The following is a 25,498-nucleotide window of genomic DNA, read 5'->3' as shown; positions in this document are numbered from 1 at the left end:
CGATCATCGCTCACACGAACGGTGCGACGGTGATCCCGGCCCGGGCGAGCGCGTCACGGACCCGTCGGGCGGTCGCGACGGCGCCGGGGGAGTCGCCGTGCAGGCAGGCGGACTCGGCACGGACCGCGACGTCGCTGCCGTCGACCGCGGGCACCGTCCCCGTCCCGACCACGCGGACCAGCCGTTCGGCCGCCTCCGCGGGGTCGTCGAGCAGTGCACCCGGTTCGCCGCGCGGCACGAGCCCGCCCTCACCGGTGTAGCCGCGGTCGACGAAGAACTCGCCCACCGCGCGCAGCCCGGCCCGCTCGGCCTCCGCGAGCAGCTCGGACCCGGGCAGCCCGAGCACCGGCAGCGACGGGTCGTACGCCCGCACCGCCCGGACCACCGCACGCGCCTGCGCGGTGTGCGTCCGCGTGGCGTTGTAGAGCGCGCCGTGCGGCTTGACGTAGCGGACCCGGGTGCCCGCGGCCCGGCACAGGGCCTCGAGGCCGCCGATCTGGTAGAGCACGTCGTCGGTCAGCGCGTCGGGCTCGATGTCGAGGAACCGGCGCCCGAACCCGCGCAGGTCCGGGTACGACACCTGCGCCCCGACGACGACCTCCGCCCCGGCCGCCCCCGTGGTCGTGACCCGCAGCGTCGAGGGGTCCCCGGCGTGGAACCCGCACGCGACGTTCGCCGAGGTGACGAGCCCGAGCATCGCCTCGTCGTCGCCGAGGGTCCACCGGCCCCAGGACTCACCGAGGTCGGCGTTCAGGTCGATCGTGCTCACGGGCGTGTCCTCGGTGTCGGTGTCGGTGTCTGCATCGGAGTCCGTGTCGGTCCGGGGCCCAGTGTGACCGGTGTCGGCTCGCTCGGAGATCGGAGCTCCTGGGCCCGGCGGCCCGGGATCGGGCCATCTCGCCCGGGCCCGGGGGCACCGGAGGGTGCTGGTTCTCCGAACTCGCTTACCCGGTAAGCGGATTCGGAGAACAGGGGTGTCCGGGGGCCGGTTCCTGCCGGCGTGGAGGCGCGTCGCCTCATCGGCATCCTGTCCTGCGAGAAACAGTGCGTCCCGGGAACGGTTCTGCGGACGTCGGGCCTCCCCGGAACCGGGGGAGCCGGGGCGAGGCACGGACGAGGACCGACCGGCCCTGCCCCGGCGCGAGGGCGGCGGGCAGCCCTGCCCGGTCAGCCCTCCTGCAGCGCCCCCGCCCGCACCAGGACGGCGGCCCGGTGCCCCACGCGGACCCGTTCGAGGGGCCGGGCCCCGCCCGGCAGCGGCACCGTCCGCCCACGCCCGACGGCCACGACCACGGCGTCCGGGCGGAGCGCGGTCGCGACCGCGCGCAGGAACTCGACCCCGGGGTCCTGGTCGTCGGCGGCAGCGCGGACGGGCCCGGCGTCCGGGGCCGGGGTGCCGGCCACGCCGCCGGGCCGGGTGGGGGAGGCGGCCCAGGTCGTCCGGTGCCCGTGCGGCAGGTCGGCCAGGACCAGGTCCGGGCCGGTCCCGTGCGGACCCGCTCCGGCCAGTGCGTTGCGGACGGCGGCGGTGTCGCGGGCGTCGGCGAGGGTGACGGACCAGGCCGGGGTACTCGCCGGGACCAGGGCCCGGGCGGCGGTCGCGGCGTCGGCGTAGGACGGCTTGTCGTGCCGGGCCGCGAGGGCCTCGAGGTCCGCGGCGCGGGCGGTGAGGCCGCCCGGGTCGAGCAGGGCGAGGTTGCGCCGGGCCAGGTCGAGCGGCTCGGGGTCGGCGTCGGTGCCCACCAACCGCGCGAGGCCGGGCACGAGCAGGCCCAGCACGGTGAGCGTCGCCCCGGCGCCGCAGCACGGGTCCCACACGGTGAGCGGGGCGTCGGCGGGCAGGTGGACGCGGGCGCGGCCGGCGAGCTCGACGGTCAGTCGTACCGGGAGGGTCGGGCGGCCCGGCGCCGACGCCAGCACCGCGTCGAGCGCCGCGTGGTTCGCGGCCGGGGCGTGGCGGTACTGCACCCGGGCAGTCCAGCAGCCCGCGGCCGCACCGGTTCCGGCGGGTGGCCGGTCAGCGGGTGCGGCGGTGCAGCCAGAACGCCACACCGCCGACCAGCAGCGCGACGACCACCAGCGCGCCGACGATCTGCGGGCCCGCGGTCCCGGCCAGGTAGCTGAGCGGGAGCCCGGCCAGCGCGATGATCAGCACCCAGGCGACCACCCGGCGGGTCGCGGGGCCCTCCGGGCCGGGTGTGTTCCGATCGTGCTCCATGTCCGGAACGTACCGGTCGGGCGTCGAGGTGGTGCCGCCCCGGGTCCGGTCCCGCGTCCGGCCCGGCCCGGTACCGGGGCTCAGCCGGTGTTCTTCATCCCGGCCGCGATCCCGTTGATCGTCAGCAGCAGGGCGCGCTCCAGGTCGGGATCCGGGTCGTCGCCCGCGGCCCGGCGCTGGGCGAGCAGCTCGACCTGCAGGTGGTGCAGCGGCTCGAGGTAGGTGTCGCGCACCGACAGCGTGCCCCGCAGCACCGGGTGCCGGGCGAGCAGCTGGTCCTCCCCGGTCACCGCGAGCAGCTCGCGGCGGGTGAGTTCGTGCTCGGCCCGGATCTGCGCGAACAGCCCCTGCTGCTCCGGCTCCACCAGGGTCGCGACGTAGTTCGACGCGATCCGCAGGTCGGTCTTCGCCAGCGTCATCTCGACGTTGCCGACCAGGTTCCGGAAGAACGCCCACTCCCGCATCTCGGCGAGCTCGTCGGCGTAGCCGGCCTCGCGGGCGGCCTTCAGCCCCGAGCCCAGGCCGTACCAGCCGGGCACGACCATCCGGGTCTGCGTCCAGCCGAACACCCACGGGATCGCCCGCAGGTCGTCGAGCGTCGGCTCGCCCTGCCCCGGTCGCTTCGACGGCCGCGACCCGACGTTGAGCCGCCCCAGCTCCTCCACCGGCGTCGCCGCGGTGAAGAACAGCGGCAGGCCCGGGTCGTCGACGAGCGTCCGGTAGGTCGCGGTGGCCGCCTCGGACACACAGTCCATGACCTCGTCCCACCGCTTCAGGGTCTCGGCCGGCCAGCGCGACGCCTGGTGCAGCAGCGACGCGTCCAGCATCGACGCCAGCAGGATCTCCAGGTTGTCGTGCGCCAGGCTGGGCAGCGAGTACTTGTCGGAGATGACCTCGCCCTGCTCGGTGAGCTTCATCGTGGCGTCGACCGACCCGAACGGGGCCGACGCGATGGCCTCACCGGCCGGGCCGCCACCACGCCCGACCGACCCGCCGCGACCGTGGAACAGCCGCAGCCGCACCCCGTGCTCGGCGGCCACGTCGCGCAGCTGGCGCTGCGCCCGGTGGATCTGCCACTGCGACGCGGTGATCCCCGCGCCCTTGTTGGAGTCGGAGTACCCCAGCATGATCTCCTGCAGGTCACCGCGGTTGCGGACCTGCTGCCGGTACCCCGGGTCCGACAACAGCCCCTCCAGCAGCTCCCCGGCCCGGGACAGCTCCTCCACGGTCTCGAACAGCGGCACGAGGTCGATCGAAGAACGCGGGTCTTCGCCGATCTCGACCATGTACGCCTCGCGGGCCAGCACGGCGACGGCGAGCAGGTCGTCGACGTCGCGGGCCATCGAGACGATGTAGGTCCGCACGACCTCGTCGCCGAACTCGTGCTGCAGCGCGTGCACCGTGTCGAACAGGTCCAGCACCGGCGCGGCGGCCTCGGGCACGCCGTAGTGGCGGCGGAACAGCGGCCGCTTGCTGCGCAGCTCCGCCGAGAGCAGCTCCCGGCGCTCGTCGCGGGTCAGCTCGGCGTAGGGCTTCTCCAGCTCGCCGAGCCCGTCGAACACCGCGCCGAGCGCGTCGTGGTGCTTCTGCGAGTGCTCGCGCACGTCCATCTCGACCAGGTGCAGGCCCAGCGCGCGGGCCGAGCGGATCGCCCGGGCCAGGGTGCCGCCGGCGATCCGGGCGCCGTGGTGGCCGCGCAGCGACCGGTCGACGACGAGCAGGTCCTCCAGGTAGCCGGCCGACCCCAGGTAGTCGACGCCCGGCTCGTGCGCGGCGCCGGCCGCGATCCGCCGGCGGGTGTTCTCCAGCCGGGCCGCGACGTAGGACAGCTTGAGCCGGTACGGCTCGTGCGCGTTGAGCCGGATGTAGCGGTCGTGCACCGCGGGCAGTGCGCGGCGGTCCCGGGCCAGCGAGCCGCGCAGCTCCTCCGACACCCCCATCACCCGCGTCGACACCGACAGCTCGAAGACCAGCTTCTCGACCAGCGCGGTGTGGATCCGGATCGCCCGGTCGGCGTTGAGCTCCAGCACCTCGCGGGTCACCGCGGGGGTGACGTTGGGGTTGCCGTCGCGGTCGCCGCCGACCCACGACCCCAGTACGAGCGGACGCGCGTCGTCGGGGATCTCCAGCCCGGCCTCGGCGGCCTCCCGGGCGAACTCGCCCAGCAGGTCGGGGACGGTCCGCTCGCCGAGCCGGGCCGCGAACCAGGCGACGTTGCGGGCCTCGTCGATCACCATCGGCTTGCCGGGGCGGATGTCGTCGGTCTGCCAGAGCAGGTCGACCAGCGCGGCGAGCTCCTCGTCGGGCGCCCGGTCGTCGAGGGCGTCGACGATCCGGCGCAGGATGCCCAGCACCGACTGCCGGGTCGACTCGGTCGGGTGCGCGGTGAACACCGGGCGCAGCTCGGCCCGGGCCAGCACGTCGGCGACCTCGTCCGGGTCGGCCTCGGTGGCCAGGCGGCGCAGCACCGTCCGCAGCGGTCGCGCGTCGACCGGGCGTAGTTCCCGCAGCTCACGGGACCGGTGCAGCTGCTCGGCGACGTTGGCCAGCTGGAAGTACTGGGAGAACGCCCGCGCCAGCAGTACCGCGGTGCCGGTGTCGATCCCGTCGAGCAGGGCCGCGACGACGTCCGGCCCGGCCTCGCCGCGCGCCGAGTCCCGGGCCGCCCGGCGCACCTGCTCGACCAGCTCCAGGACCTCGGGACCGGACTCGTCGGACAGCGTCCGCCCGAGCATCGTCGACAACCGCCGGATGTCGGCGCGCAGCGCCTTCTGTTCGCTCTCGCTGACGACGCCCGAGTGCGCGGTCAGCGAGTCAGGGGCGAGTGCGGTGGTCTCCGAGGGGCTCACGCAGGCTCTCCGGTTCTCCGCGCGGTGGCGCGGGTCGGGACGGGCCGCTCGCGTCGTCGGGAACGGGGTTCGGGCAGCGGCATCGTCCCCCGCCGGCGCGGGGCGGGGCCATCGCTGGCGCCGCCCGTAACCCCGGGGAAACCTGATCCGCACGAACTCGGACACATCCGCACGACATCGCACATCATCGCGGGTCACACTGGGCGCATGACCCGCTGGCTGCGTCGCACCCCCGGTGCCTCCCGTCCCCGCATCGAGTTCGGGGCCGACTACAACCCCGAGCAGTGGCCGCGCGCGGTGTGGGAGTCCGACGTGGCGCTCATGCGCGAGGCAGGCGTGACGGTCGCGACCGTCGGCGTCTTCTCCTGGGCGCTGCTCCAGCCCGCGCCGGACCGCTGGGACCTCGGGTGGCTCGACGACGTGCTGGACCTGCTGCACGCGGGCGGGATCGCCGTCGACCTCGCGACGGGCACGGCGTCACCCCCGCCGTGGCTGCATCACCGGCACCCGGAGATCCTCGCCGTCGACGCCGACGGTCGGACCCTGGCGCCGGGCGGGCGCCAGCACCACCGCCCGACCTCCCCGGTGTTCCGCCGCCACGCCCTCGCCCTGGTCGAGCGGCTCGCCCGCCGCTACGGCGACCACCCCGCGCTCGCCGCCTGGCACGTGTCCAACGAGCTGGGCTGCCACGACGTCCACGACCACTCCGACGACGCACAGGTCGCGTTCCGCGCCTGGCTGCAGCGCCGCTACGGCGACCTCGACCGGCTCAACCACGCCTGGGGCACCGCGTTCTGGTCCCAGCACTACGGCGACTGGGACGAGATCGGCACCCCGCGCCGCACCGGCCCGGGCACCCACCCGAACCCGACCCAGCAGCTCGACTTCGCCCGCTTCTCCTCCGACGCCCTGCTCGACCACCTGCGCGCGGAGAGGGACCTGCTGCACGCGCTCACCCCGGACGTGCCCGTGACCACCAACTTCATGGTGATGGGCGAGACCAGCGGCATGGACTACGCGGCCTGGGCGCCCGAGGTCGACATCGTCGCCAACGACCACTACGTGTTCCCCGGTCCGGACGCCCGCGACGAGCTGTCGTTCTCGGCCAACCTCACCGGCAACCTCGCCTGCGGGCACCCGTGGTGGCTGATGGAGCACTCGACGTCGGCGGTGAACTGGCAGCCGGTCAACCGCGCCAAGCGCCCCGGGGAGCTCGCCCGCGACGCGCTCACCCACCTCGCGCACGGCGCCGACGCGCTCTGCTTCTTCCAGTGGCGCCAGTCCGCGGCGGGCGCGGAGAAGTTCCACTCGGCGATGGTGCCGCACGCCGGGCCGGATTCGGCGCTGTTCCGCGACGTCACCGCGCTCGGGGCGACCCTGCGCGACCTGGCCCCGGTCGCCGGGGCGCGACGGGTCCCCGCGCCGGCCGCGGTGCTGTGGGACTGGCCGTCGTGGTGGGCGGCCGAGCAGCCGTTCACCCCGACCACCGAGCTGCGCTACAAGGCCGAGGCACTCGGCTGGTACCGGGCGTTCCTCGACGCCGGGGTGCGGGCCGACGTCACGTCCGCCGACGCGGACCTGTCCGGCTACGGGCTGGTCGTCGCCCCGGTGCTGCACGTGGTCGGCCCGGACCGGGCGGCCGCGCTGACCGCCTACGTCGGGGCCGGTGGGCACCTGGTCGCCACCTACTTCTCCGGCGCCGTCGACGACGACGCGCACGCCGTCCTCGGCGGCTACCCGGGCGCGCTGCGCGACCTGCTGGGCATCCGGGTCGAGGAGTTCGCGCCGCTTGACCCGGGCGCCGTCGTCGAGCTCGACGACGGCTCCACCGGTGACCTGTGGAGCGAGGCCGTGCAGGTGGTGGACCCGGCCGTCGAGGTGCTCACCCGCTGGACCGGCTGCGGTACCGACCCGGCCGCGGGGGACCTCGCCGGGCTGCCCGCGGTGACCCGCCGCCCGGTCGGGGACGGATCGGCGACCTACGTCCCGACCCGCCTCGCCGACCGCGCCCCGCTGCTGCGACGCCTGCTGGCCGCCGCCGGGATCGCCCCCGAGCTGCCCGGCGAGCTGGTGGGCCGGGTGGAGCTGGTCCGCCGCGACGGCTTCCGGTTCGTCGTCAACCGGACCGACGCCCCCGTCGACCTGGGGCCGCTCGGCGCGGCGGAGGTGCTCGCCGGCCCGGCCGGCACGCTGCCCCCGCGCGGGGTGACCGTCCTGCGGGACCGATCCGCGGGATCGAATCGCACGTTCCTGCCCCCGGGAGGGCGGAAACGTGCGTCTCGGCAGGACCGGGGTGCGGACGGCCGGACGCCCCGCCGCGCGGGAGGCGCGGCGGGGCGTCGGGGTCGTACCGGGTGACGCGGGGTCAGCTCGCGTCGAGGTCCTGCTCCAGCAGCTCGGCCAGGGCCGCGACGGCGGCCTCGCCCTGCTCGTCGTCGGAGGAGGTCAGCACGACCTCCTCGCCGGACTTCACTCCCAGGCCCATCACCGACAGGATCGAGGCGGCGTCGACCGGACCACGCTCGCCGTCGGCGGTCCCGATCCTCACCTTGACCCCCTGCTCCTTGGCGGCGGTCACGAACAGGTTGGCGGGGCGGGCGTGCAGCCCGACCGACGAACCGACCTTCACACGGCGCTCGGCCATGGTGGGTGCTCCTTCTCTCGGGTGGGTCAGCCCGCGACCGGCGCGGCGGCCGGGGCGGTGGCGGTCTGCTCGGCGGCGGCCGGAGCCGGGGTGCGGCGGGCCGACTTCAGGCCGACGACCAGGGCGGCGGAGACCAGGGTGCCCGCGATGATCGCCAGCAGGTAGGCGAACGGGTTGCCGATCAGCGGGACCACGAAGATGCCGCCGTGCGGGGCCCGCAGGGTCGCGCCGAAGGCCATCGACAGCGAGCCGGCGACCGCGGACCCGGCCATCAGCGACGGGATGACCCGCAGCGGGTCGGCCGCGGCGAACGGGATCGCGCCCTCGGTGATGAACGAGGCGCCCAGCAGCCAGGCGGCGCGCCCGTTCTCCTGCTCGGCCTTGGTGAACAGGTTCTTGCGGACGGCGGTGGCCAGGGCCAGCGCCAGCGGCGGGGTCATGCCGGCGGCCATCACCGCGGCCATGATCATCAGCGCGGTCTCCGAACCGGTGGACAGCCCGGCGACGGCGAAGGCGTAGGCGGCCTTGTTGACCGGGCCGCCCATGTCGAAGGCCATCATCAGGCCGAGCAGCGCGCCGAGCAGGATCGCGTTGGTGCCGGACAGGCCGTTGAGCCAGTTGGTCAGGCCGGTCGTGGCCGCCGCGAGCGGCGTGCCGACGACCAGGAACATGATCGCGCCGACGACCGCGGTGCCGATCAGCGGCAGCACCAGCACCGGCATGATCCCGGCCAGGGCGCGGGGCGGCTGCCACAGCTTGAGTCCGTAGACGACCGCACCGGCGAGCAGACCGGCGACCAGGCCGCCGAGGAACCCCGCCTGGGTCTGGACGGCGATCATGCCGCCGACGAAGCCGGGCACCAGGGCCGGGCGGTCGGCGATGGCGTAGGCGATGAAGCCGGCCAGGACCGGGACCAGGAAGCCGAATGCCAGGCCACCGACCTGGAAGAACAGCGCGGCCCAGGACTGCAGTGCACCCGGGTCGAACGCGACCGAGGCGACGCCGTCGTCACCGAAGGAGACGACGTCGGGCGCCTCGGTGATCTGGTAGCCGCCGAGGGCGAAGCCCAGCGCGATCAGCAGACCGCCGGCGGCGACGAACGGGATGACGTAGGAGACGCCGGTCATCAGCCAGCCGCGCAGCTTCGAGCCGAAGCCGGAGCCGAAGTTCTTGGTGGCCATCTCCGGCTCGCCGTCGGCCCGCTGGGCCGGGACGACCGCGCTGCCCTTGGGCTGCGCGGTGGCCTTGGCGACGGCCTGCTCGATCAGGCCCGGCGCGCCGCCGATGGCCTTCTTGACCGGGGAGGTGACGGTCGGCAGGTGCGCGAAGCGCTCCTTGTCCCGCACCTCGACGTCGGCGGCGAGGATGATGGCCTCGGCCTCGTCGAGCTGGGCCTGGGTGAACGGCGTCGAGCCGGCCGAGCCCTGGGTCTCGACCACGATCTCGTGGCCCGACTCCTCGGCGGCGACCTCGAGGGCCTCGGCGGCCATGTAGGTGTGCGCGATGCCCGTGGGGCACGCGGTGACGGCGAGGAGCTTCATGCTCCCACCTCCTGCTGGATGAAGGTCGCGACGGCGGCCGGGTCGGTGGCGTTGCGGAGCTCGTTCTTGAACGAGGCACGGACCAGGCGACGGGCCAGCGCGGCGAGCACCGTCATGTGGTCGGTGTTCCCGCCCTCGGGGGCGGCGATCATGAAGATGAGGTCGGCGGGGCCGTCCTCGGCGCCGAAGTCGACACCCGACGGCGCCCGGCCGAAGGCCAGGGTCGGCTCGGTGACGGCCGCGGAACGGCAGTGCGGGATGCCGATGCCGCCCTCCAGGCCGGTCGGCATCTGGGCCTCGCGGGCCTCGATGTCGGCGAGGAACCGGTCGAGATCGGTGACCCGGCCGGCCTTCACCAGGCGCTCGGCGAGCGCGGTGACGGCGGTCTTCCGGTCGGCCGACGGCACGTCGAGGTCGACCAGATCAGCGGTGATCAGGGCAGTCATGCGGCATCTCCGGTGAGGGCGAGGGTGACGTCCGGCGTGGGGGCCAGTTCGACGTCGTCGATTCGGATGTCGGCCGGACCCGGCGTGGCGGAGCCGGGCAGTCGGCAGGCGGCGGCGCCGTAGGCCACGGCCTGCCGCAGGGCGTCGGGTCCCTCCCCACCCGCGGCCAGGAACCCGGCCAGGGTGGAGTCACCGGCGCCCACCGTGCTGAGCACGGTGATCGGAGGGGTCCGGGCGTGGTACTCGCCGGACCGGTCGACCAGCAGGGCGCCACCGGCACCCAGGCTGACCAGGACCGCGCCGATCCCGCGGGCACGCAGCTCGCGGGCGGCCAGCAGCACGTCGCCGAGGCTGCCCAGGGGGCGCCCGACGAGCTCGGCCAGCTCGGCGTGGTTGGGCTTCACGAGGTCGGGGGCCGCCGCGACGGCGTGGTGCAGCGGCGCGTCCGAGGTGTCGATCGCGACCTTCAGGCCGGGACGGCGGCAGCGCCGGGTCAGCTCGGCGTGGAAGTCGTCGCCGACCCCCGGGGGGAGTGACCCGCAGCTGACCAGCCAGGTGGCGCCGGCGCCGAGGGCGCAGGCGCGCTGGAACAGCGCCTCGACCTCGTCGGCGGACAGTCGCGGGCCCGGCTCGTTGATCTTGGTGGTGACGCCGTCCGGCTCGACCAGGGTGATGTTGACCCGGGTGGCCTCGGCGACGGGGACGGCGACGGTCGTGACGTCGGTCGGCTCCAGCAGCGCCGCGAGGCGCTCACCGGGGGTGGCGCCCGACGGCATCAGGGCCACCGCCCGGTGCCCGGCCGAGGCCAGCGCACGGGCGACGTTGACGCCCTTGCCGCCGGGGTCGACCCGGACGGACCCGGCGCGGTGCACCTCGCCGCGCACCAGGTGCGGCAGCGCGATCGTCCGGTCCAGGCTCGGGTTCGGGGTGACCGTCACGAACATGGGCGGGGTCGGGAGCGTGCGGGGGGTCATGCGCGTACCACCTTCGGGCCGGCGGCCTCCAGCTCGGCGGCGTCCGCCGGGTCGAGGCCGGTGTCGGTGATCAGCGTGTCGACCTCGGCCAGCGTGCCGAAGCGGACGAACTGGTCGGAGCCGAACTTGCTGGCGTCGGCGAGGACGACGGTGCGGCGGGCGGCGCGCAGCATCGCCCGCTTGGTCGCGCCCTCGCCGGTGTCCGGTGTGGTGAGGCCGCGCACCACGGAGAAGCCGTTGGTCCCGATGAAGGCGACGTCGATCGTGAGACCGGCCAGCACCTCGGTGCCCCAGTCGTCGACGGTGGCCAGCGTCGTCCCGCGGACCCGGCCGCCGAGCAGCCGCAGGTCCACGTTCGGGCGCCCGGCCAGCGAGGACGCGATCGGCAGCGAGTTGGTGACGACGGTGACGTCGCGCTCGCGGGGCAGGGTGCTCGCGAGCCGGGAGGTCGTGGTCCCGGCGTCGAGCAGGACGGTCGCGGCGGTGCCCAGCTCGGCGAGGGCGGCCTTGGCGATCCGCTCCTTCTCCGCGCCGAACTGGCTGTCGCGCTGGCCGACCCCGGGCTCGAAGTTCAGCAGGTCCGACGGGATCGCCCCGCCGTGCACCCGCCGGACGAGGGCCTGGCGCTCCAGGGCCCCGAGGTCCCGGCGGATGGTCTCGGGGGTGACATCGAGCTCCTCGGCGACAGCGGCCACGTCGACCCGGCCCCGGTCCCGGGTCCGGTCGAGCAGCCACTGCTGACGCTCCGCTGCGTACATCTTTGTTCGCTCCCGCTTCGATGCTTGCTTGTGTCTGAGTATGTGGGTTTTACTGTGTTTGTCAACGGGTCACGTCGACGTAACCCCGGGAGCCACTCATGCCGAGCACGACCGCCCTCATCGGAATCCCCGCCAGCCCCGGCCGCGCCGGCGGCCGCGTCGTCCGCGTCGCCGAGCCGCCGGGCGAGCCGGCCGCCGGCCCCGCCCCGGCCGACGCCGCCGCCGAGGCCGCGCGGATCGCGCCGGCCGTCGAGCTGGTCTCGCAGCGCCTGACCGCGCGCGCCGCGACCGTCATCGGCGACGCGCGCGAGGTGCTGGAGGCGACCGTGACGATGGTCGGCGACCCGGCGCTGCTGGAGAGCGCGCAGGGGCTGGTCACCGAGCAGGGGCGGCCCGCCGCGCGCGCGGTGTGGGAGGCCGCGAACTCCTTCGCCGAGATGCTGTCGTCGATGGGCGGCTACATGGCCGAGCGCGCCCGCGACATCCACGACGTGCGTGACCGGATCGTCGCGGAGCTGCTGGGGCTGCCCGCGCCGGGCGTCGCCGACCTGGACGCGCCCGCCGTGCTCGTCGCGACCGACCTGGCCCCGGCCGACACCGCCGGGCTGAAGCCGGGCGTCGCGCTCGCCCTGGTCACCGAGCAGGGCGGCCCGACCAGCCACACCGCGATCCTCGCGCGTTCGCTGGGGATCCCCGCGGTCGTCGGCTGCGCGGGCGCGACCCGGATCGCCGAGGGCGCCGCGCTGACCGTCGACGGCGGCACCGGTGAGGTCGTCGAGGTCGCCACCCTCGACGAGGCCACCGCGTTCGCCGCCGCCGCCTCGGTCACCGCCGAGTGGGACGGCGTCGGCCGCACCGCCGACGGCCGTGTCGTGCCGGTCCTGGCCAATGTCGGCGACGGCCCCGGCGCGGCGAAGGCCGCGGAGGCCCGGGCCGAGGGCGTCGGCCTGTTCCGCACCGAGCTCGCGTTCCTCTCCGCGGCCGAGGAGCCGACCGAGGCCGCCCAGCGCGAGGTCTACACCGCGGTGCTGTCCGCGTTCGCCGGCAGGCCGGTCACCGCCCGCACCCTCGACGCCGGCGCGGACAAGCCGCTGCCGTTCCTGTCGCTCGACGGCGAGCCCAACCCGGCGCTGGGCGTGCGCGGCCTGCGGATCGCCCGCGTCCCCGGCAACGGCGACGGCGTGCTGGAGCGCCAGCTCGCCGCGCTCGCCGCCGCGGCGAAGGAGACCGGCGTCGCGCTCAAGGTGATGGCGCCGATGGTCGCCACCGCCGAGGAGGCGCGCTGGTTCGTGCAGCGCTGCCGGGCGCACGGCATCTCCCAGGCCGGCGTGATGATCGAGATCCCGGCCGCGGTGCTCACCGCCGACGAGATCATGGCCGAGGTCGACTTCGTCTCGGTCGGCACCAACGACCTGGCCCAGTACCTGTTCGCCGCGGACCGCCAGTCCGGGCCGGTGGCCGCGCTCAACGACCCGTGGCAGCCGGCGCTGCTGCGGCTGCTCGGGCTGCTCGGCGAGGCGTCGGCGCGCACCGGCACCCCGGTCGGGGTGTGCGGCGAGGCCGCGGCCGACCCGGGGCTGGCCGCGGTACTGGTGGGTCTGGGGGTCGCGAGCCTGTCGATGGGGTCCGGTGCGCTCGCCGCGGTCGGGGCGACCCTGGCCGGGCTGACGGTGGAGCAGTGCCGGGAGCGGGCCCGCGCGGCCTGCGCCGCGGCCGACCCGGTCGCAGCCCGCCGCGCCGTCGCCGCTCTCGACGGCTGATCGCCGTTCGTCGCGTTCGTCCTCCCGCTCGGCTGCGCGGTGGGTGGACCGGCGGCGTCACGCCGCTGGTCGCAGTGGCCTGTGGTCCCACCGGACGTACCCGGCCACCGGTTGCCCTCGGCGACCCGCGGTTGTTGGGTCGACACACGGCGTGATCCCGTGTCGCGAACCGGGCGCCGTCCGACGACCGGAGGTCACCCATGTCCGAGGGACCGCTTGCCCACGCCGTCCGGGTGGCCTCGGAGCAGGCCTACGTCGACGGGCTGTCCGAGGGCCGCCGCGAGGCCTGGGAGCGCGCCTCGGGCGCGCGCCCGGAGCCGGCGTCGAAGCGGCTGCTCGTGCACCTGTCGCACTCCATCGAGCGCGCGGTGATGTCCGGGCCGCGGGAGGACCCGACGGTCGTCGTCGCGCTGTTCCAGCAGCTGCGCTTCTTCGACCGCGAGCGCGAGGTCTACGCGCGGATGGCCCAGGCCGGGATGCACGTCGTCGTCGCGTTCGCCGACGGCGGGGTGCACGACGTGCCGGACGGCGTCCACCTCGTGGTGCTGGACCCGGACGAGCCGCTGGCGTCGGAGTGGAGTGTCGTCGCGCTCGGGCCCGGGGCGGGCGCGTTCCTGGTCGCGACCGACCAGTACGCCCGCGACCCGCGCGAACGGGGCGAGGCCGGGCGGGTGTTCCTCGGCCGCTGGGGCTACGCCCGTGCCCAGGCCGGGACCGAGCTCGCGCGGCTGCGGTTCGCGCTGGGGGACCGGCTGCCGGCCTCGGTGCGGCGCACGGTCGACGAGCTGCTCGGCTCCTCGATGCCGACCGGCGGCGACCCGGCGGCCTCGGCGGGCACCACCGGAGAGGCCTGGGCGACGACCTCGCTCAACCACATGATCGACCGGCTGCTGTCGGCCCGGGCCGGCACCCGTGAGCTGCGATCCCAGCTGGCCGACGCCCAGCGCGCCGCGGCCGCCCGTGCCGCCGCCGCGGTCGACCCGGCGAGCGGTCTGCCCACCGCCGAGGCCCTGGACCGCTTCGCCGGACCGGCGGGGCCGGAGACGCTGCCCGTCGGCGTCGCACTGTTCGACCTGCCCGGCCTCGACGGCTCCGTCGTGCACGACGACGACCGCGCCGCCTGGTTCGCCGCCCACCAGGTCGCGGCGGCGATGACCCAGCCGCTCGGCCCGGTCGACGCGGCCCTGCGGCTGTCCGAGCGCGAGTTCGCGCTGGTCGTGCCCGGTGCCTCGGACCGGCACCTGGCCGGGCTCTGCGACCGGGTCGGCGAGCGCCTGGCGCTGGCCTCGCAGGGCTGGCCGGGCATCGCGCTGGCCGGGCGGGTCGCGTTCGCGGTCACGGCGACACGGCCGCTGCCGCTGGCCGACCTGCGCGCGGCGCTGGCCCACCTGCCCGAGGAGCCGGGCGACGCCGGCCCGGTCGACGCCGGCCGGAACCCGGCCGGAGACCGCATCGTCGTCGCCGCGACCGGGCGGGAGGGCGCCCCGCCGCGGCCGTCCCCGGAGCCGTCGGCCGCGGCCCGGCACCGCGGTCCCGACGACGTCGCACCGCGCCCGCGCCCGGCCGCGAACGGCGGCGGGTCCGGCGACCCGGTCGCGCCCCCGCCCGACGCGCACGCCCCGCCGCCGCGGCCCGCACCGGCCCCGCCGCCGTCGCGGCCCCGGCCCTACCTCGACGCGTCCTCGACCGGCCCGCAGCCGGTCACCGGTGAGGCGGCCGCCGACCCGCGGGCCGCGGCGCAGGAGGCGGTGCGCCGCCTGGTCCAGGGCGACCGGGGTGCCGACTACGACGTGTTCGCCGACCGGCACCGCGACAACGGCGGTCACCCCGGCTGACCGGCGCGTTCGCCCTGGGCGGAGCTGCCCTGGGCAGAACCGGGCGCGGACCGGGCCGTCCCCCGGCCACGGTGGGGTCATGAGCGACTCACCGCGCACCCCGCGCTTCGACGACCGCGCCCGCCGCGACCTCTACGACCAGCGCGTCGTGGTGCTCGACGGCCCCCTCGACGACGACAACGGCACCCTGCTCGCCACCCAGGTCGTGGCACTGGCCGCCCGTGACCCGGACGCCGACATCGCCTTCTGGATCCACTCGCCCGGTGGGTCGGTGCCGGCGATGCTGGCGCTGCGGGACCTGTTCCGGCTGGTGCCCTGCGACGTCTCGACGCTCGTGCTCGGCATCGCCTACAGCGCCGGGCAGTTCCTGCTCTCGGCGGGCACCCCGGGCAAGCGCCGCGCGCTGCCGCACTCGCGGGTGCTGATGCACCAGGGCTCGTCGGGGATCGGCGGGACGGCCGTCGACATCGAGCTGCAGGCCGACGACCTGCGCCACACCCGCGACACCGTGCTCGGCCTCATCGCCCGGGACACCGGGCAGCCGGTGGACCGGATCTTCACCGACTCGTTGCACGACCGCTGGTACTCCGCGGCCGAGGCGCTCGACTACGGCTTCGTCGACGCCGTCGTCGACCGGTTCGACCAGGTGGTGCCGCGCCGCGGTGCCGTCCCGACCGGCTTCGGCGTGGGGCGGTGACGGCGGTGAGCACCTACACGATCCCGAACGTCATCGCCCGCACCCCGGGCGGCGAGCGGGTCCTCGACGTCTACTCCCACCTGCTCACCGAGCGGGTCGTCTACCTGGGCACCGAGATCGACGCGGGCGTGGCGAACGCGTTGATCGCCCAGCTGCTGTTCCTGGAGGCCGACGACCCCGACCGCGAGGTGCAGCTCTACGTCAACTGCGGGGGCGGCGACCCCAGCGCGATGCTCGGCATCTACGACACGCTGCGCCACGTCCGCTGCCCGGTCGCGACGACGTGCGTCGGGCAGGCCGTCTCGGTGGGTGCGGTGCTGCTCGCCGCCGGGACCGAGGGCCGTCGCGGCGCGCTGCCGCACGCCCGGGTCGTGCTGCACCAGCCGGCGGCGCAGGGCCGCGGGTCCATCCCGGACCTGATCCTGCAGGCCGACGAGCTGGTCCGGATCCGCGCCGACATCGAGGAGATCCTGGCCCGGCACACCGGGCAGACCGTCGAGCGGTTGCGCGCCGACACCGACCACGACCGCGTGTTCACCGCGTCCGCGGCCCGGGACTACGGCCTGCTCGACACCGTGCTCGAACCGCAGCCGCCGCGCACCCGCGAGCGTCGCTGAGCGGCGCCGGGTCAGGCCGCCAGCGCGTAGGCGCACTGCGGCCCGCGCGCCCGCGGCGCCGTCGCGAGACCGTCGGCGACGCCGCGGGTCAGCCCGGCCAGGTCGGTACCGAGCGCCCCGGCGACGGCGGCGATCATCTCGCTGGAGGGCTCCTTGCGGCCCCGCTCCACCTCCGAGAGGTACTGCGGGGACACCCCGGCGCGCCCGGCCGTCGCGTGCAGGGTCTCACCGCGGGCGTGCCGCCGTCGCCGCAGCTCACGACCGAGTGCGTGCCGCCAGAGGGGTTCGCTCACGGGAGCACGGTAGGTCCCGGCGGGGGCCGCGGTCCCCGGGTTCCGCCCACAGCGGAACCCGGGACGGGCGCTCAGGCCTTCAGGAAGTCGAGCAGCGCGGCATTGAACTCGTCGGGGTGGGTGGCGTTGAGACCGTGCGGGCCACCCTCGATCAGCGCGAGCCGCGAGCCCTCGATCGACTCGTGGGAGCGCTTGCCGGACACCTCGAACGGGACGATCGCGTCGGCGTCGCCGTGGATGACCAGGGTCGGGATGCCGGCGTCGGAGACCTTCTGCACGTCGTCGCGGAAGTCGGTGCGTCCGAACGCGGTGATGCAGTCCAGGGTGCCCTTCGGCGACGCGAACTCGGCGATCGCGCGGTGGTAGGCCCGGTTCGGCTCGCTGATCAGGTCGGTCCGGTCGCCCGCGGCGAAGAAGTTCGACGTGAACTCCTCCAGGAAGGCGATCCGGTCACCGGTGACGCCGCCCTGGAACTGCTCGATCGTGGCGTCGTCGAGACCGCCGTCGGGGTTGTCGTCGGACTTGTAGAGGTACGGCGGGACGGCCGCGGCCAGCACGACACGGGCGACCCGGTCGGTGCCGTGCTTCGCGACGTAGCGGACGACCTCGCCGCCGCCCATCGAGAACCCGACGAGGGTGGCCTCGCGCAGGTCGAGGTGCACGAGCAGGGCGTGCAGGTCGTCCGCGAAGGTGTCGTAGTCGTAGCCGTCCCAGGGCTGGGAGGACTGGCCGAAGCCGCGACGGTCGTAGGTCACGACCCGGTGGCCGGCGTCGACCAGCGCGGGGACCTGCTTCTCCCAGGACCTCCCCGACAGCGGCCAGCCGTGGATCAGCACGACGGGTGCGCCGGAGCCCTGGTCGGTGTAGTGCAGCTCGACCGGGCTGCCGTTCTCGGTACCGATGCTGAGCTGGGGCATGGGGTGCACTCCTCCGGGAAGATCGGTTGCGTCCTCCCGATCCGCGTACCCGCCCCACCGCGGACCTACCCGTCGACGACCGTGCCCTGCCCGAGCATCCGCTCCAGCACGGCGCGGACGGTCGCGTCCTCCACGGTGTAGTACACGTAGGTCCCCTCGCGCCGGTTCTCGACCAGGCCCGACAGTCGCAGCTTCGACAGGTGCTGGCTCACCGCGGTGGGGGCGGCGCCGACCAGGTCGGCGAGGCAGGCCACCGAGGACTCGCCCTGCAGCAGCGCCCAGAGGATCTTGACCCGGGTCGGGTCGGAGAGCATGCGCATCGCGTCCGCCACCCGGCGAACCTCGTCCTCGGGCGGCATCGCGAAGCCGTGGATGGACTCGTGCACGACGCGAGGATACCTGCGTGACTGCGCGGATGGTCCACCGTCACACCATGTGGATGGCTGACTGCGTATCTTCGTGCATGCGCAGGTACGGTCTCACGCATGCGATCCGCTCTGACCCTGCTCGAGGTCCGCTGGGCCGGGGCCTCCCTGCTGGCCTTCCTGGCGGCGCTCGGGGCCGACCTGCTCGGCGCGCCGTCCGCGGTGGTCGTCGGCCTGTACCTGGCCTGCTACGTCCTCGGCGGCTGGGAGCCCGCGCTCGAGGGCCTGCGTGCGCTCGGGGAGAAGCGGCTCGACGTCGACCTGCTGATGATCGTCGCCGCGGTGGCCGCGGCCGCCATCGGGCAGTGGTTCGACGGCGGCCTGCTCATCGTCATCTTCGCGACGTCCGGGGCGCTGGAGTCGGTCATGACCGCCCGCACCCGGGCCAGCATCGACGCGCTGCTCGACCTCGCCCCCGAGACCGCGACCGTCGTCGCCGACGACGGCACCGAGCGCACCGTCCCGGCGGCGCAGCTGGCCGCGGGGCAGGTGGTCGTGGTGCGGCCGGGGGAGCGGGTCCCCGGGGACGGCGCCGTGCTCGACGGGGTGTCGGAGGTCGACACCTCCGCGCTGACCGGTGAGCCGGTCCCGGCCCGCACCGGTCCGGGCGACGCGGTGCTCGCGGGCACCGTGAACGGCACCGGCGTGCTGCGGGTCCGGGTCTCGCGCGACGCCGCGGACACCGTCGTCGCGGGGGTCGCCGCGCAGGTCGAGCGGGCCGCCGAGACCAAGGCGGGCCGCCAGCTGTTCATCGAGCGCGTCGAGCAGCGCTACTCGGTGCTGGTCGTCGCGGGGACGGTGCTGCTGCTCGCGGTGCCGCTGCTGCTCGGCGCCCCGTTCACCGAGACGCTGCTGCGCGCGATCGTCTTCATGATCGTGGCCTCGCCGTGCGCGATCGTGCTCGCGACGATGCCGCCGCTGCTCGCCGCGGTCGCGGTGTCCGGCCGGCGCGGGACCCTGGTCAAGGACGTCACCGTGCTGGAGGCGCTCGCCGAGGTCGACACCGTGGTGCTCGACAAGACCGGCACGCTGACCTCCGGCCGCCCGCAGGTGGTGTCGGTGACCCCGATCGGGTCCCGTCGCGCCGACGAGCTGCTCGCCCTGGCCGGGGCCGCCGAGGCCGGCAGCGAGCACGTACTGGGCCGGGCGGTGCGCGCGCACGCCCTGGAGCGCGGCCTGCACCTGCCCCACGCCGAGGGGTTCACCGCGGTCCCGGGCGAGGGTGTGCGGGCGGTCGTCGGCGGGCGGACCGTCGCCGTCGGGCGCCCGGAGCTCGCCGGTGACGTGGAGGTCCCCGGGGTCGCCGCGCTGCAGGAGGCGGGGCGGACCGCCGTCGTCGTGCTGGTGGACGGCGAGCCCGCTGGGGTGGTCGGGCTGTCCGACGAGCCGCGTCCGGGTGCCGCGACCGCGCTGGCCGCGCTGCGCCACGAGGTCGGCGGCGACCCGCAGGTCCTCACCGGCGACGCCGAGCGCCCGGCCCGGGTGCTCGCCGACCGGCTCGGCCTGACCCGGGTGCGGGCCGGGCTGCTGCCCGACGGCAAGGTCGAGGTCGTCCGCGCCGAGCAGGCCCGGGGCCGCCGGGTACTCGCCGCGGGCGACGGCATCAACGACGCGCCGCTGCTCGCGTCGGCCGACGTCGGCCTCGTGGTCTCCGAGGGGGCGGGGGCGCTGTCCCTGGAGGCCGCCGACGGCGTGCTCACCCGTGACCCGCTCGGCTCGCTGGCCCCGCTGGTCGTGCTGGCCCGGCGGGCTCGGCGGATCGCGCGGGCGAACCTGGCCTTCGCCGCCACGGTGATCGTGGTCCTGGTCGGGTGGGACCTGATCGGGACGTTGCCGCTGGTCGTCGGCGTCGCCGGGCACGAGCTGTCCACGGTGCTGGTGTGCCTGAACGGGCTGCGGCTGCTCGTCGTCGCGCGCCGGGAGGACCGGCGGGCCCGGGCCGCCGTCGCGCCGGTCGCCGTGGATCCCGAACGGGAGCCCGTCGGGGCCTGACGGGTGCTCCGGCCGGTGCTGCTCAGGCCGGGGCGACCGCCAGCGCGGCCAGCGCCATCCGGCGCAGCACCGCGGCCCGGGCGTCCGCCCCGCGCGGGGACGGCTGCTCGGCCCGCGGTGCGTACGGCGTGGAGTTGAGCAGGCCGAACACCCCGTGGGCGACGGTGCGGGCCTCGGCCGGGGCGACGTCGGGGTGCGCCCGGCGCAGTGTGTCCACCCACAGCTCGACGTAGGTGCGCTGCAGCCGCCGCACGGTGCGGCGCGGCTCCTCGGGCAGGTTCGCCAGGTCCCGGTCCTGCACGACGATCAGCTCCGGCTCGCGGGTCGCGAACGCGACGTGGAAGTCGACGAGGTCGGCCAGCGCGGCACGGGGGTCGTCGTGGTGCACGCGGGCGCGGCCGCCGTCGAGCAGGCGCTCGGAGATGTCGATGAGCAGCTCGGCGAGCAGCGCCTCCTTGCCGGGGAAGTGCCGGTAGAGGGCGGGGCCGCTGACGCCGACCGCGGCGCCCAGGTCGGCGATGCTCACCCCGTGGAAGCCGTGCCGGGCGAACAGCCGGGCCGCCTCGGTGAGGATCTGCTCGCGCCGCGACGGGGCCTCCGTGCGCGCGCCCGCGCCGTCCGCGGGGGAGGGGCCTGCTGCGACCATCGGACGATCGTAGCGTCGTCGGTTAACGGTTGTTAACGCGCCGTGCGGTCCGTCTCAGGCTCCGCACAGGTCGGCGGCGATACCCTCGTGAGCGTGATGAGGACCCTGCGCCGGATGCGCGAGCGTCTCGGCGTGCGCGCCGCGTCCGCCCTCGCGGCGGCGACGGCGGTCGCGATGGTGCTCGTCGTCGCCGGTGTGTCGCTGGTGCTGGTCCTGGAGAGCCAGCTGAAGCGCAACACCGAGGAGGCGCTCCTGGCCAACGCCCAGCAGGTGGCCGAGCGCATCCAGGCCAACTTCGCCGACTACCGCCCCGGCGACCCGGCCAAGGAGAACGCGGTGGTGACCACCGCCCGCCGCACCGACCTGGTGCAGGTCGTCACGGCCTGGAGCGACCGGACCGGAGCGCCGGACGACCGGGTCGGGTCGAACGGCGAGGGTCGCAACATCGAGGTGTTCGCCTCGTCGGAGCCGCTGGACGGGCAGCCGAAGCTGGTGGACTGGGTCCTCGCCCCGCACGAGACGCGCTCCCAGATGGACGTGCCGGTCACCTTCCACGACGCGGGCGGCCCGGAGCCGGAGCCCGGCCCGCTCGAGACCGAGAACATGATGGTCGTCGGGCTCGGCGTGCGGGCCTTCGACCGGCCGATCACCATCTACTCCGCGCAGCCGACCGACCAGATGCACCGCGCCGTCGACCTCGTCACCTGGCTCGTCACGGGCGGGGTCCCGCTGCTGGTACTGGTCGCGGGCGGCTTCACCTACCTGTTCGCCGGCCGCGCGCTGCGTCCGGTGGAGGACATGCGGTCCCGGGTCGCCGGGATGGGGGACAAGGACCTCTCCCAGCGCGTCGACGAGCCGGTCGCCCGCGACGAGGTCGGCCGTCTCGCTCGCACCATGAACCAGATGCTCGGGCGGATCGAGTCCTCCCAGGCGACCCAGCGCCGCTTCGTCGCCGACGCCAGCCACGAGCTGCGCAGCCCGCTCGCGACCGTGTCGACCGGTCTGGAGCTGCTCGGCGCGGGCATGCCGGAGGCGTCCGCGGACCGGGCCACCGTCGACGTCCTGCGCGGGGAGGCCTCCCGGCTGACCGGCCTGGTCGAGAACCTGCTGTTCCTCGCCCGTGCCGACGAGCGCGGCATCGCGCCGCGCCGCGAGGAGGTCGACCTCGACGAGATCGCCGACGCCGAGCGGGAGCGTCCGTCGGCCGAGACCGCCGTCGCGGTCCGGGTGACCAGTGAGCCCGTCCGGGTGGTCGGCGACCGCGGGCAGCTCGTCCGGGTGCTGCGCAACCTGGTCGACAACGCCAAGCGGCACGCGTCGTCGACGGTCGCGGTGTCGGTCCGCGCCGAGGGCGACCTCGCGGTGATCGAGGTCGACGACGACGGCAACGGCGTCCCCGAGGCCGACCGCGCCCGGGTCTTCGAGCGCTTCGTGCGGCTCGACGAGGCCCGCTCCCGCGGCGACGGTGGCTCCGGGCTCGGCCTGGCGATCGTCGCCGAGCTGGTCGCGGCGCACGGCGGGACCGTCGAGGCGACCTCGTCGCCCGAGCTGGGCGGGGCCCGGTTCCGGGTCACCGTGCCCGCCGTGACGGCACCGCTGCCCGAGGAGGAGACCCCCGGACCGGTGGACGCCGACCACGCCGGGGCCGGGCTCGACGGCGAGCCGGCCGCGGAGCTGTGCGACGACCGGCCCTCCGGTCCGATCCCGCGGGTGACCACACGGTCGCCGTGGGCGCGGGCCGAGGAGCCCGCCGACCTCGGCCCGGCCGCGTGGCTGGGGCAGGGCGGCGCCGACCAGGGGACACCGGAGCACGGCACGGCGCAGAACGGCACGGCGCAGAACGGCACGGCGCAGAACGGCACGGCGCAGGACGGCGCGGCGCAGAACGGCACGGCGCAGGACGGCGCGGCGCAGAACGGCACGGCGCAGAACGGCACGGCGCAGGACGGTACGGCGCAGAACGGCACGGCGTCGGGCGGCACCGCTCCGGTCCGCCCGGTCATGGGCTCCGCGGTCGCTCCCGAGGCCCCGGCCCGCCCGGTGTCGGCGGGTCCCGTGGGGGCGGGCGCGTCGGCACGCGGGACCGCCGCTCCGGATGGCATGATACGCACGCCCGGTGACACGGCCGTCACCCACGGCTCGGGCACGGACGGTCGGACCCCGGACAGCGGTCCGGTGACGACCCCGCCCGACCCGGAGGACGACGTGTCCGCACCACCCGCCCACAGTCGCCTCGACCCGCCGACCGGGCCGCTGCCGATCCGGCCGAACACCGTCGGTAGCCCGTTCGACGAGAACGCCACCCGGCCGTTGCCGGTCGTCACGCCGCGTGGGCAGCGGGGACGTGGCGGCACCGCCGTCGCCAGCCGGGAGACGTCCCGCGACACCCGGGACGCCGGGCGCGAGCCCGCCCGGGCCGAGCGGGAGCCGGTCGGGGCGCCGTCGCCGCGGCGGCCGTTCGACCGTCGTCGCTGAGCAGGTCCCCGCGGGTCAGCGGGGCGGCGCGGGCGCGGGCTCGGACATCCGGTAGCCGACGCCGCGCAGCGTCTCGATGCTGTGCGTCCCGAACGGTGCGTCGATCTTGCGGCGGAGGTAGCCGACGTAGACCTCGACGACGTTGACCTCGCCGTCGTAGTGGGCGTCCCAGACCGAGCGCAGGATGTCGGTCTTGGTCACGACCTGCCCGGTGTTCTGCATCAGGTGCTCGAGCACGCCGAACTCGCGCGGGGTCAGCGGGATCTCGGTCTCGCCGCGGTGCACCCGGTGCGTGCCCGGGTCGAGGCTGAGGTCCCCGACCCGCAGCACGGTCGGTGCGGCCTCCCCGGCCCGGCGCAGCAGCGCACGCAGCCGCGCCTGCAGCACGACGAACGAGAACGGCTTGGTCAGGTAGTCGTCCGCGCCGAGGTCGAAGGCGTCGGCCTCGTCGTACTCGCCGTCCTTGGCGGTCAGCATGAGCACCGGCGTCCACACGCCGCGGTCGCGCAGGTGCTGCAGGATCCGGTAACCCGACAGGCCCGGCAGCATGATGTCGAGGATGACCACGTCGTGCCGGCCGGTCAGCGCGAGCTGCAGCCCGGTGGGCCCGTCGTGTGCGACCTCCACCTCGTGCCCCTCCCCGGCGAGGCCGCGGCGGACCAACTCGGCGAGCGGCTTCTCGTCCTCGACCAGCAGCAGGCGCACGCACCCCAGCGTAGTCCGCGGGATGCCCGCTCTGGACGCCACGTGTTAACAACCGCTAACCTGTTAACGGTCATTAACAGGCAGCGTTCCCCGGGAGGACCGATGACGGCACCGCAGGCCCCACCCGCGCCGGCCCCGGAGGCCCCGCGGCTCGGCACGGCGGTGGACCCGGCCGAGCCGCGCGCCGCGGAGAACGACGCCGCGCACCGCGCCCTGGTCGCCGACCTGCGCGACCGGCTGGAGCGGACCCGGCTCGGCGGGCCGGAGCGTTCGCGGGCCCGGCACGTCGAGCGCGGGAAGCTGCTGCCGCGCGACCGGGTGGATGCGCTGGTGGACCCGTCGTCGCCGTTCCTGGAGCTGTCCCCGCTGGCCGCGAACGGCATGTACGACGACCAGGCCCCCGGCGCCGGGATGATCACCGGGGTCGGGCGGGTCGCCGGCCGGGAGGTCGTGGTCGTGGCCAACGACGCGACGGTCAAGGGCGGCACCTACTACCCGATGACGGTCAAGAAGCACCTGCGCGCGCAGGAGGTGGCGCTGCACAACCGGCTGCCGTGTGTGTACCTGGTGGACTCCGGGGGCGCGTACCTGCCCGAGCAGGACGACGTGTTCCCCGACCGCGAGCACTTCGGTCGGATCTTCTACAACCAGGCGCAGATGTCCGGGCAGGGCATCCCGCAGATCGCCGCCGTCCTCGGCTCCTGCACCGCGGGTGGCGCCTACGTCCCCGCGATGAGCGACGAGGCCGTCATCGTCCGCAACCAGGGCACGATCTTCCTGGGCGGCCCGCCGCTGGTGAAGGCCGCGACCGGCGAGGTCGTCACCGCCGAGGAGCTGGGCGGCGGGGACCTGCACGCGAAGGTCTCCGGCGTCACCGACCACCTCGCCGTCGACGACGCCGATGCGCTCGCCCGGGTCCGCGCGATCGTCGCGACGCTCGGCCCGCGTGCCCCGCGGCCGTGGGAGGTGCGCCCCACCGAGGAGCCCGCCGTCGACCCCGCCGGGCTCTACGCCGCGGTGCCCACCGACACCCGCACCCCCTACGACGTGCGTGAGGTCATCGCCCGCGTCGTCGACGGCTCGCGGTTCGCCGAGTTCAAGTCCGAGTACGGCACCACCCTGGTCACCGGGTTCGCCCGGATCCACGGCCACCCGGTCGGGATCGTCGCCAACAACGGGATCCTGTTCTCCGAGTCCGCGACCAAGGGCGCGCACTTCGTCGAGCTGTGCGACCAGCGCGGCATCCCGCTGGTGTTCCTGCAGAACATCTCCGGGTTCATGGTCGGCCGCGAGTACGAGGCGGGCGGCATCGCCCGCAACGGCGCGAAGATGGTCACCGCCGTCGCCTCCACCCGGGTACCGAAGCTGACCGTCGTCATCGGCGGCTCCTTCGGCGCCGGCAACTACGCCATGTGCGGGCGGGCGTACTCGCCCCGGTTCCTGTTCATGTGGCCCAATGCCCGCATCTCGGTCATGGGCGGCGAGCAGGCGGCCACCGTGCTCGGCACCGTCGGCAACGCCGACCCGGACGCGATCCGCGCCCAGTACGAGGAGCAGGGACACCCCCTCTACTCCACCGCCCGGCTGTGGGACGACGGCGTCATCGACCCCGCCGACACCCGCACCGTCCTCGGGCTGTCCCTGTCCGTCGCCGCCAACGCGCCCCTGGCCGACCCGGCCTTCGGCGTCTTCCGGATGTGAGGGCC

General features: G+C 75.4%; 21 protein-coding genes and 2 pseudogenes. 8 read left to right on the top strand and 15 right to left on the bottom strand.

Features of this window, described 5'->3' with window-relative positions:
* Positions 1-10: 10 nt before the first annotated feature.
* The 4 genes from ZF1_RS25825 to ppc form a co-directional block, all read right to left on the bottom strand.
* The gene (locus ZF1_RS25825) at positions 11-769 is read right to left on the bottom strand and encodes a LamB/YcsF family protein (RefSeq protein WP_482638531.1); all 759 of its coding nucleotides are present in this window, start codon (positions 767-769) and stop codon (positions 11-13) included.
* Between the two features lie 398 nt (positions 770-1,167).
* Positions 1,168-1,968: an rRNA methyltransferase gene (locus ZF1_RS25820; protein ID WP_482638530.1), complete on the bottom strand. Its 801-nt coding sequence runs from the start codon at positions 1,966-1,968 to the stop codon at positions 1,168-1,170.
* Between the two features lie 49 nt (positions 1,969-2,017).
* Positions 2,018-2,218 (bottom strand): hypothetical protein, encoded by a 201-nt coding sequence (locus ZF1_RS25815; protein ID WP_062398523.1) that lies wholly within the window; start codon positions 2,216-2,218, stop codon positions 2,018-2,020.
* Between the two features lie 80 nt (positions 2,219-2,298).
* Positions 2,299-5,067 (bottom strand): phosphoenolpyruvate carboxylase, encoded by a 2,769-nt coding sequence (gene ppc / locus ZF1_RS25810; RefSeq protein WP_482638529.1) that lies wholly within the window; start codon positions 5,065-5,067, stop codon positions 2,299-2,301.
* Between the two features lie 207 nt (positions 5,068-5,274).
* Here ppc and ZF1_RS25805 point away from each other — a divergent pair, with 207 nt between their 5' ends.
* The gene (locus tag ZF1_RS25805) at positions 5,275-7,425 is read left to right on the top strand and encodes a beta-galactosidase (RefSeq protein WP_482638528.1); all 2,151 of its coding nucleotides are present in this window, start codon (positions 5,275-5,277) and stop codon (positions 7,423-7,425) included.
* A 7-nt stretch (positions 7,426-7,432) separates the two neighbouring features.
* On the opposite strand, the gene ZF1_RS25800 is transcribed toward ZF1_RS25805, so the two are convergent.
* The 5 genes from ZF1_RS25800 to ZF1_RS25780 are packed head-to-tail and all read right to left on the bottom strand — an operon-like array spanning position 7,433 to position 11,430.
* Positions 7,433-7,711, bottom strand: a complete 279-nt coding sequence (locus ZF1_RS25800; RefSeq protein WP_062398519.1) for an HPr family phosphocarrier protein — start codon at positions 7,709-7,711, stop codon at positions 7,433-7,435.
* A 26-nt stretch (positions 7,712-7,737) separates the two neighbouring features.
* Entirely contained in the window at positions 7,738-9,252 is a 1,515-nt protein-coding gene (locus ZF1_RS25795; protein WP_482638527.1) for a PTS fructose transporter subunit IIC, read from the bottom strand.
* Entirely contained in the window at positions 9,249-9,698 is a 450-nt protein-coding gene (locus ZF1_RS25790; RefSeq protein ID WP_062398515.1) for a PTS sugar transporter subunit IIA, read from the bottom strand. Before ZF1_RS25790 ends, ZF1_RS25795 begins: the two co-directional genes overlap by 4 nt.
* Entirely contained in the window at positions 9,695-10,642 is a 948-nt protein-coding gene (gene pfkB, locus ZF1_RS25785) for a 1-phosphofructokinase (protein ID WP_073576934.1), read from the bottom strand. Before pfkB ends, ZF1_RS25790 begins: the two co-directional genes overlap by 4 nt.
* 26 nt (positions 10,643-10,668) lie before the next feature.
* Positions 10,669-11,430 carry a DeoR/GlpR family DNA-binding transcription regulator gene (locus ZF1_RS25780; protein WP_357437094.1) on the bottom strand — a complete coding sequence of 254 codons (762 nt, stop codon included), beginning with the start codon at positions 11,428-11,430 and terminating at the stop codon, positions 10,669-10,671.
* Positions 11,431-11,528: 98 nt separating this feature from the next.
* On the opposite strand from ZF1_RS25780, the gene ZF1_RS25775 reads away from it, so the two are divergent.
* The 4 genes from ZF1_RS25775 (at position 11,529) to ZF1_RS25760 (ending at position 16,339) form a co-directional block, all read left to right on the top strand.
* Entirely contained in the window at positions 11,529-13,190 is a 1,662-nt protein-coding gene (locus ZF1_RS25775; protein WP_482638526.1) for a putative PEP-binding protein, read from the top strand.
* A gap of 200 nt (positions 13,191-13,390) precedes the next feature.
* Positions 13,391-15,025, top strand: coding sequence for a DICT sensory domain-containing protein (locus tag ZF1_RS25770; RefSeq protein WP_357437090.1), 1,635 nt, complete (start codon positions 13,391-13,393; stop codon positions 15,023-15,025).
* A gap of 79 nt (positions 15,026-15,104) precedes the next feature.
* On the top strand, positions 15,105-15,722 hold the full coding sequence (locus tag ZF1_RS25765) for a ClpP family protease (RefSeq protein ID WP_251783550.1): 618 nt from the start codon (positions 15,105-15,107) through the stop codon (positions 15,720-15,722).
* 5 nt (positions 15,723-15,727) lie between these two features.
* Entirely contained in the window at positions 15,728-16,339 is a 612-nt protein-coding gene (locus ZF1_RS25760) for a ClpP family protease (protein ID WP_062403890.1), read from the top strand.
* A gap of 11 nt (positions 16,340-16,350) precedes the next feature.
* Here the strand turns inward: ZF1_RS25760 and ZF1_RS25755 are convergent, their stop codons facing one another.
* The 3 genes from ZF1_RS25755 to ZF1_RS25745 form a co-directional block, all read right to left on the bottom strand.
* A complete protein-coding gene (locus ZF1_RS25755; protein WP_357437089.1) occupies positions 16,351-16,632 on the bottom strand; it encodes a helix-turn-helix domain-containing protein in 282 nt (93 codons plus the stop codon).
* A 71-nt stretch (positions 16,633-16,703) separates the two neighbouring features.
* Positions 16,704-17,549, bottom strand: coding sequence for an alpha/beta fold hydrolase (locus ZF1_RS25750; protein WP_357437087.1), 846 nt, complete (start codon positions 17,547-17,549; stop codon positions 16,704-16,706).
* A 65-nt stretch (positions 17,550-17,614) separates the two neighbouring features.
* Positions 17,615-17,935: an ArsR/SmtB family transcription factor gene (locus ZF1_RS25745; protein ID WP_062398503.1), complete on the bottom strand. Its 321-nt coding sequence runs from the start codon at positions 17,933-17,935 to the stop codon at positions 17,615-17,617.
* A gap of 99 nt (positions 17,936-18,034) precedes the next feature.
* Here ZF1_RS25745 and ZF1_RS25740 point away from each other — a divergent pair, with 99 nt between their 5' ends.
* Positions 18,035-19,966, top strand: coding sequence for a heavy metal translocating P-type ATPase (locus ZF1_RS25740; protein ID WP_482638525.1), 1,932 nt, complete (start codon positions 18,035-18,037; stop codon positions 19,964-19,966).
* A 22-nt stretch (positions 19,967-19,988) separates the two neighbouring features.
* Here ZF1_RS25740 and ZF1_RS25735 read toward each other — a convergent pair whose 3' ends face one another.
* Entirely contained in the window at positions 19,989-20,612 is a 624-nt protein-coding gene (locus ZF1_RS25735) for an SACE_7040 family transcriptional regulator (protein WP_208821612.1), read from the bottom strand.
* Between the two features lie 96 nt (positions 20,613-20,708).
* Between ZF1_RS25735 and ZF1_RS25730 the strand changes: the two are divergent.
* A pseudogene (locus ZF1_RS25730) lies at positions 20,709-22,184 on the top strand (HAMP domain-containing sensor histidine kinase); the annotation flags it as partial.
* A 285-nt stretch (positions 22,185-22,469) separates the two neighbouring features.
* Here the strand turns inward: ZF1_RS25730 and ZF1_RS25725 are convergent.
* Positions 22,470-22,748 (bottom strand): annotated as a pseudogene (locus ZF1_RS25725) (pentapeptide repeat-containing protein); the annotation flags it as partial.
* Positions 22,749-23,102: 354 nt separating this feature from the next.
* Entirely contained in the window at positions 23,103-23,792 is a 690-nt protein-coding gene (locus ZF1_RS25720) for a response regulator transcription factor (protein WP_073576792.1), read from the bottom strand.
* Positions 23,793-23,894: 102 nt separating this feature from the next.
* On the opposite strand from ZF1_RS25720, the gene ZF1_RS25715 reads away from it, so the two are divergent.
* Positions 23,895-25,493: a carboxyl transferase domain-containing protein gene (locus tag ZF1_RS25715; protein WP_482638524.1), complete on the top strand. Its 1,599-nt coding sequence runs from the start codon at positions 23,895-23,897 to the stop codon at positions 25,491-25,493.
* Positions 25,494-25,498: the final 5 nt, after the last annotated feature.

The organism is Pseudonocardia sp. ZF1 (assembly GCF_056835605.1).
This window is presented reverse-complemented; position numbering and strand designations above follow the sequence as displayed.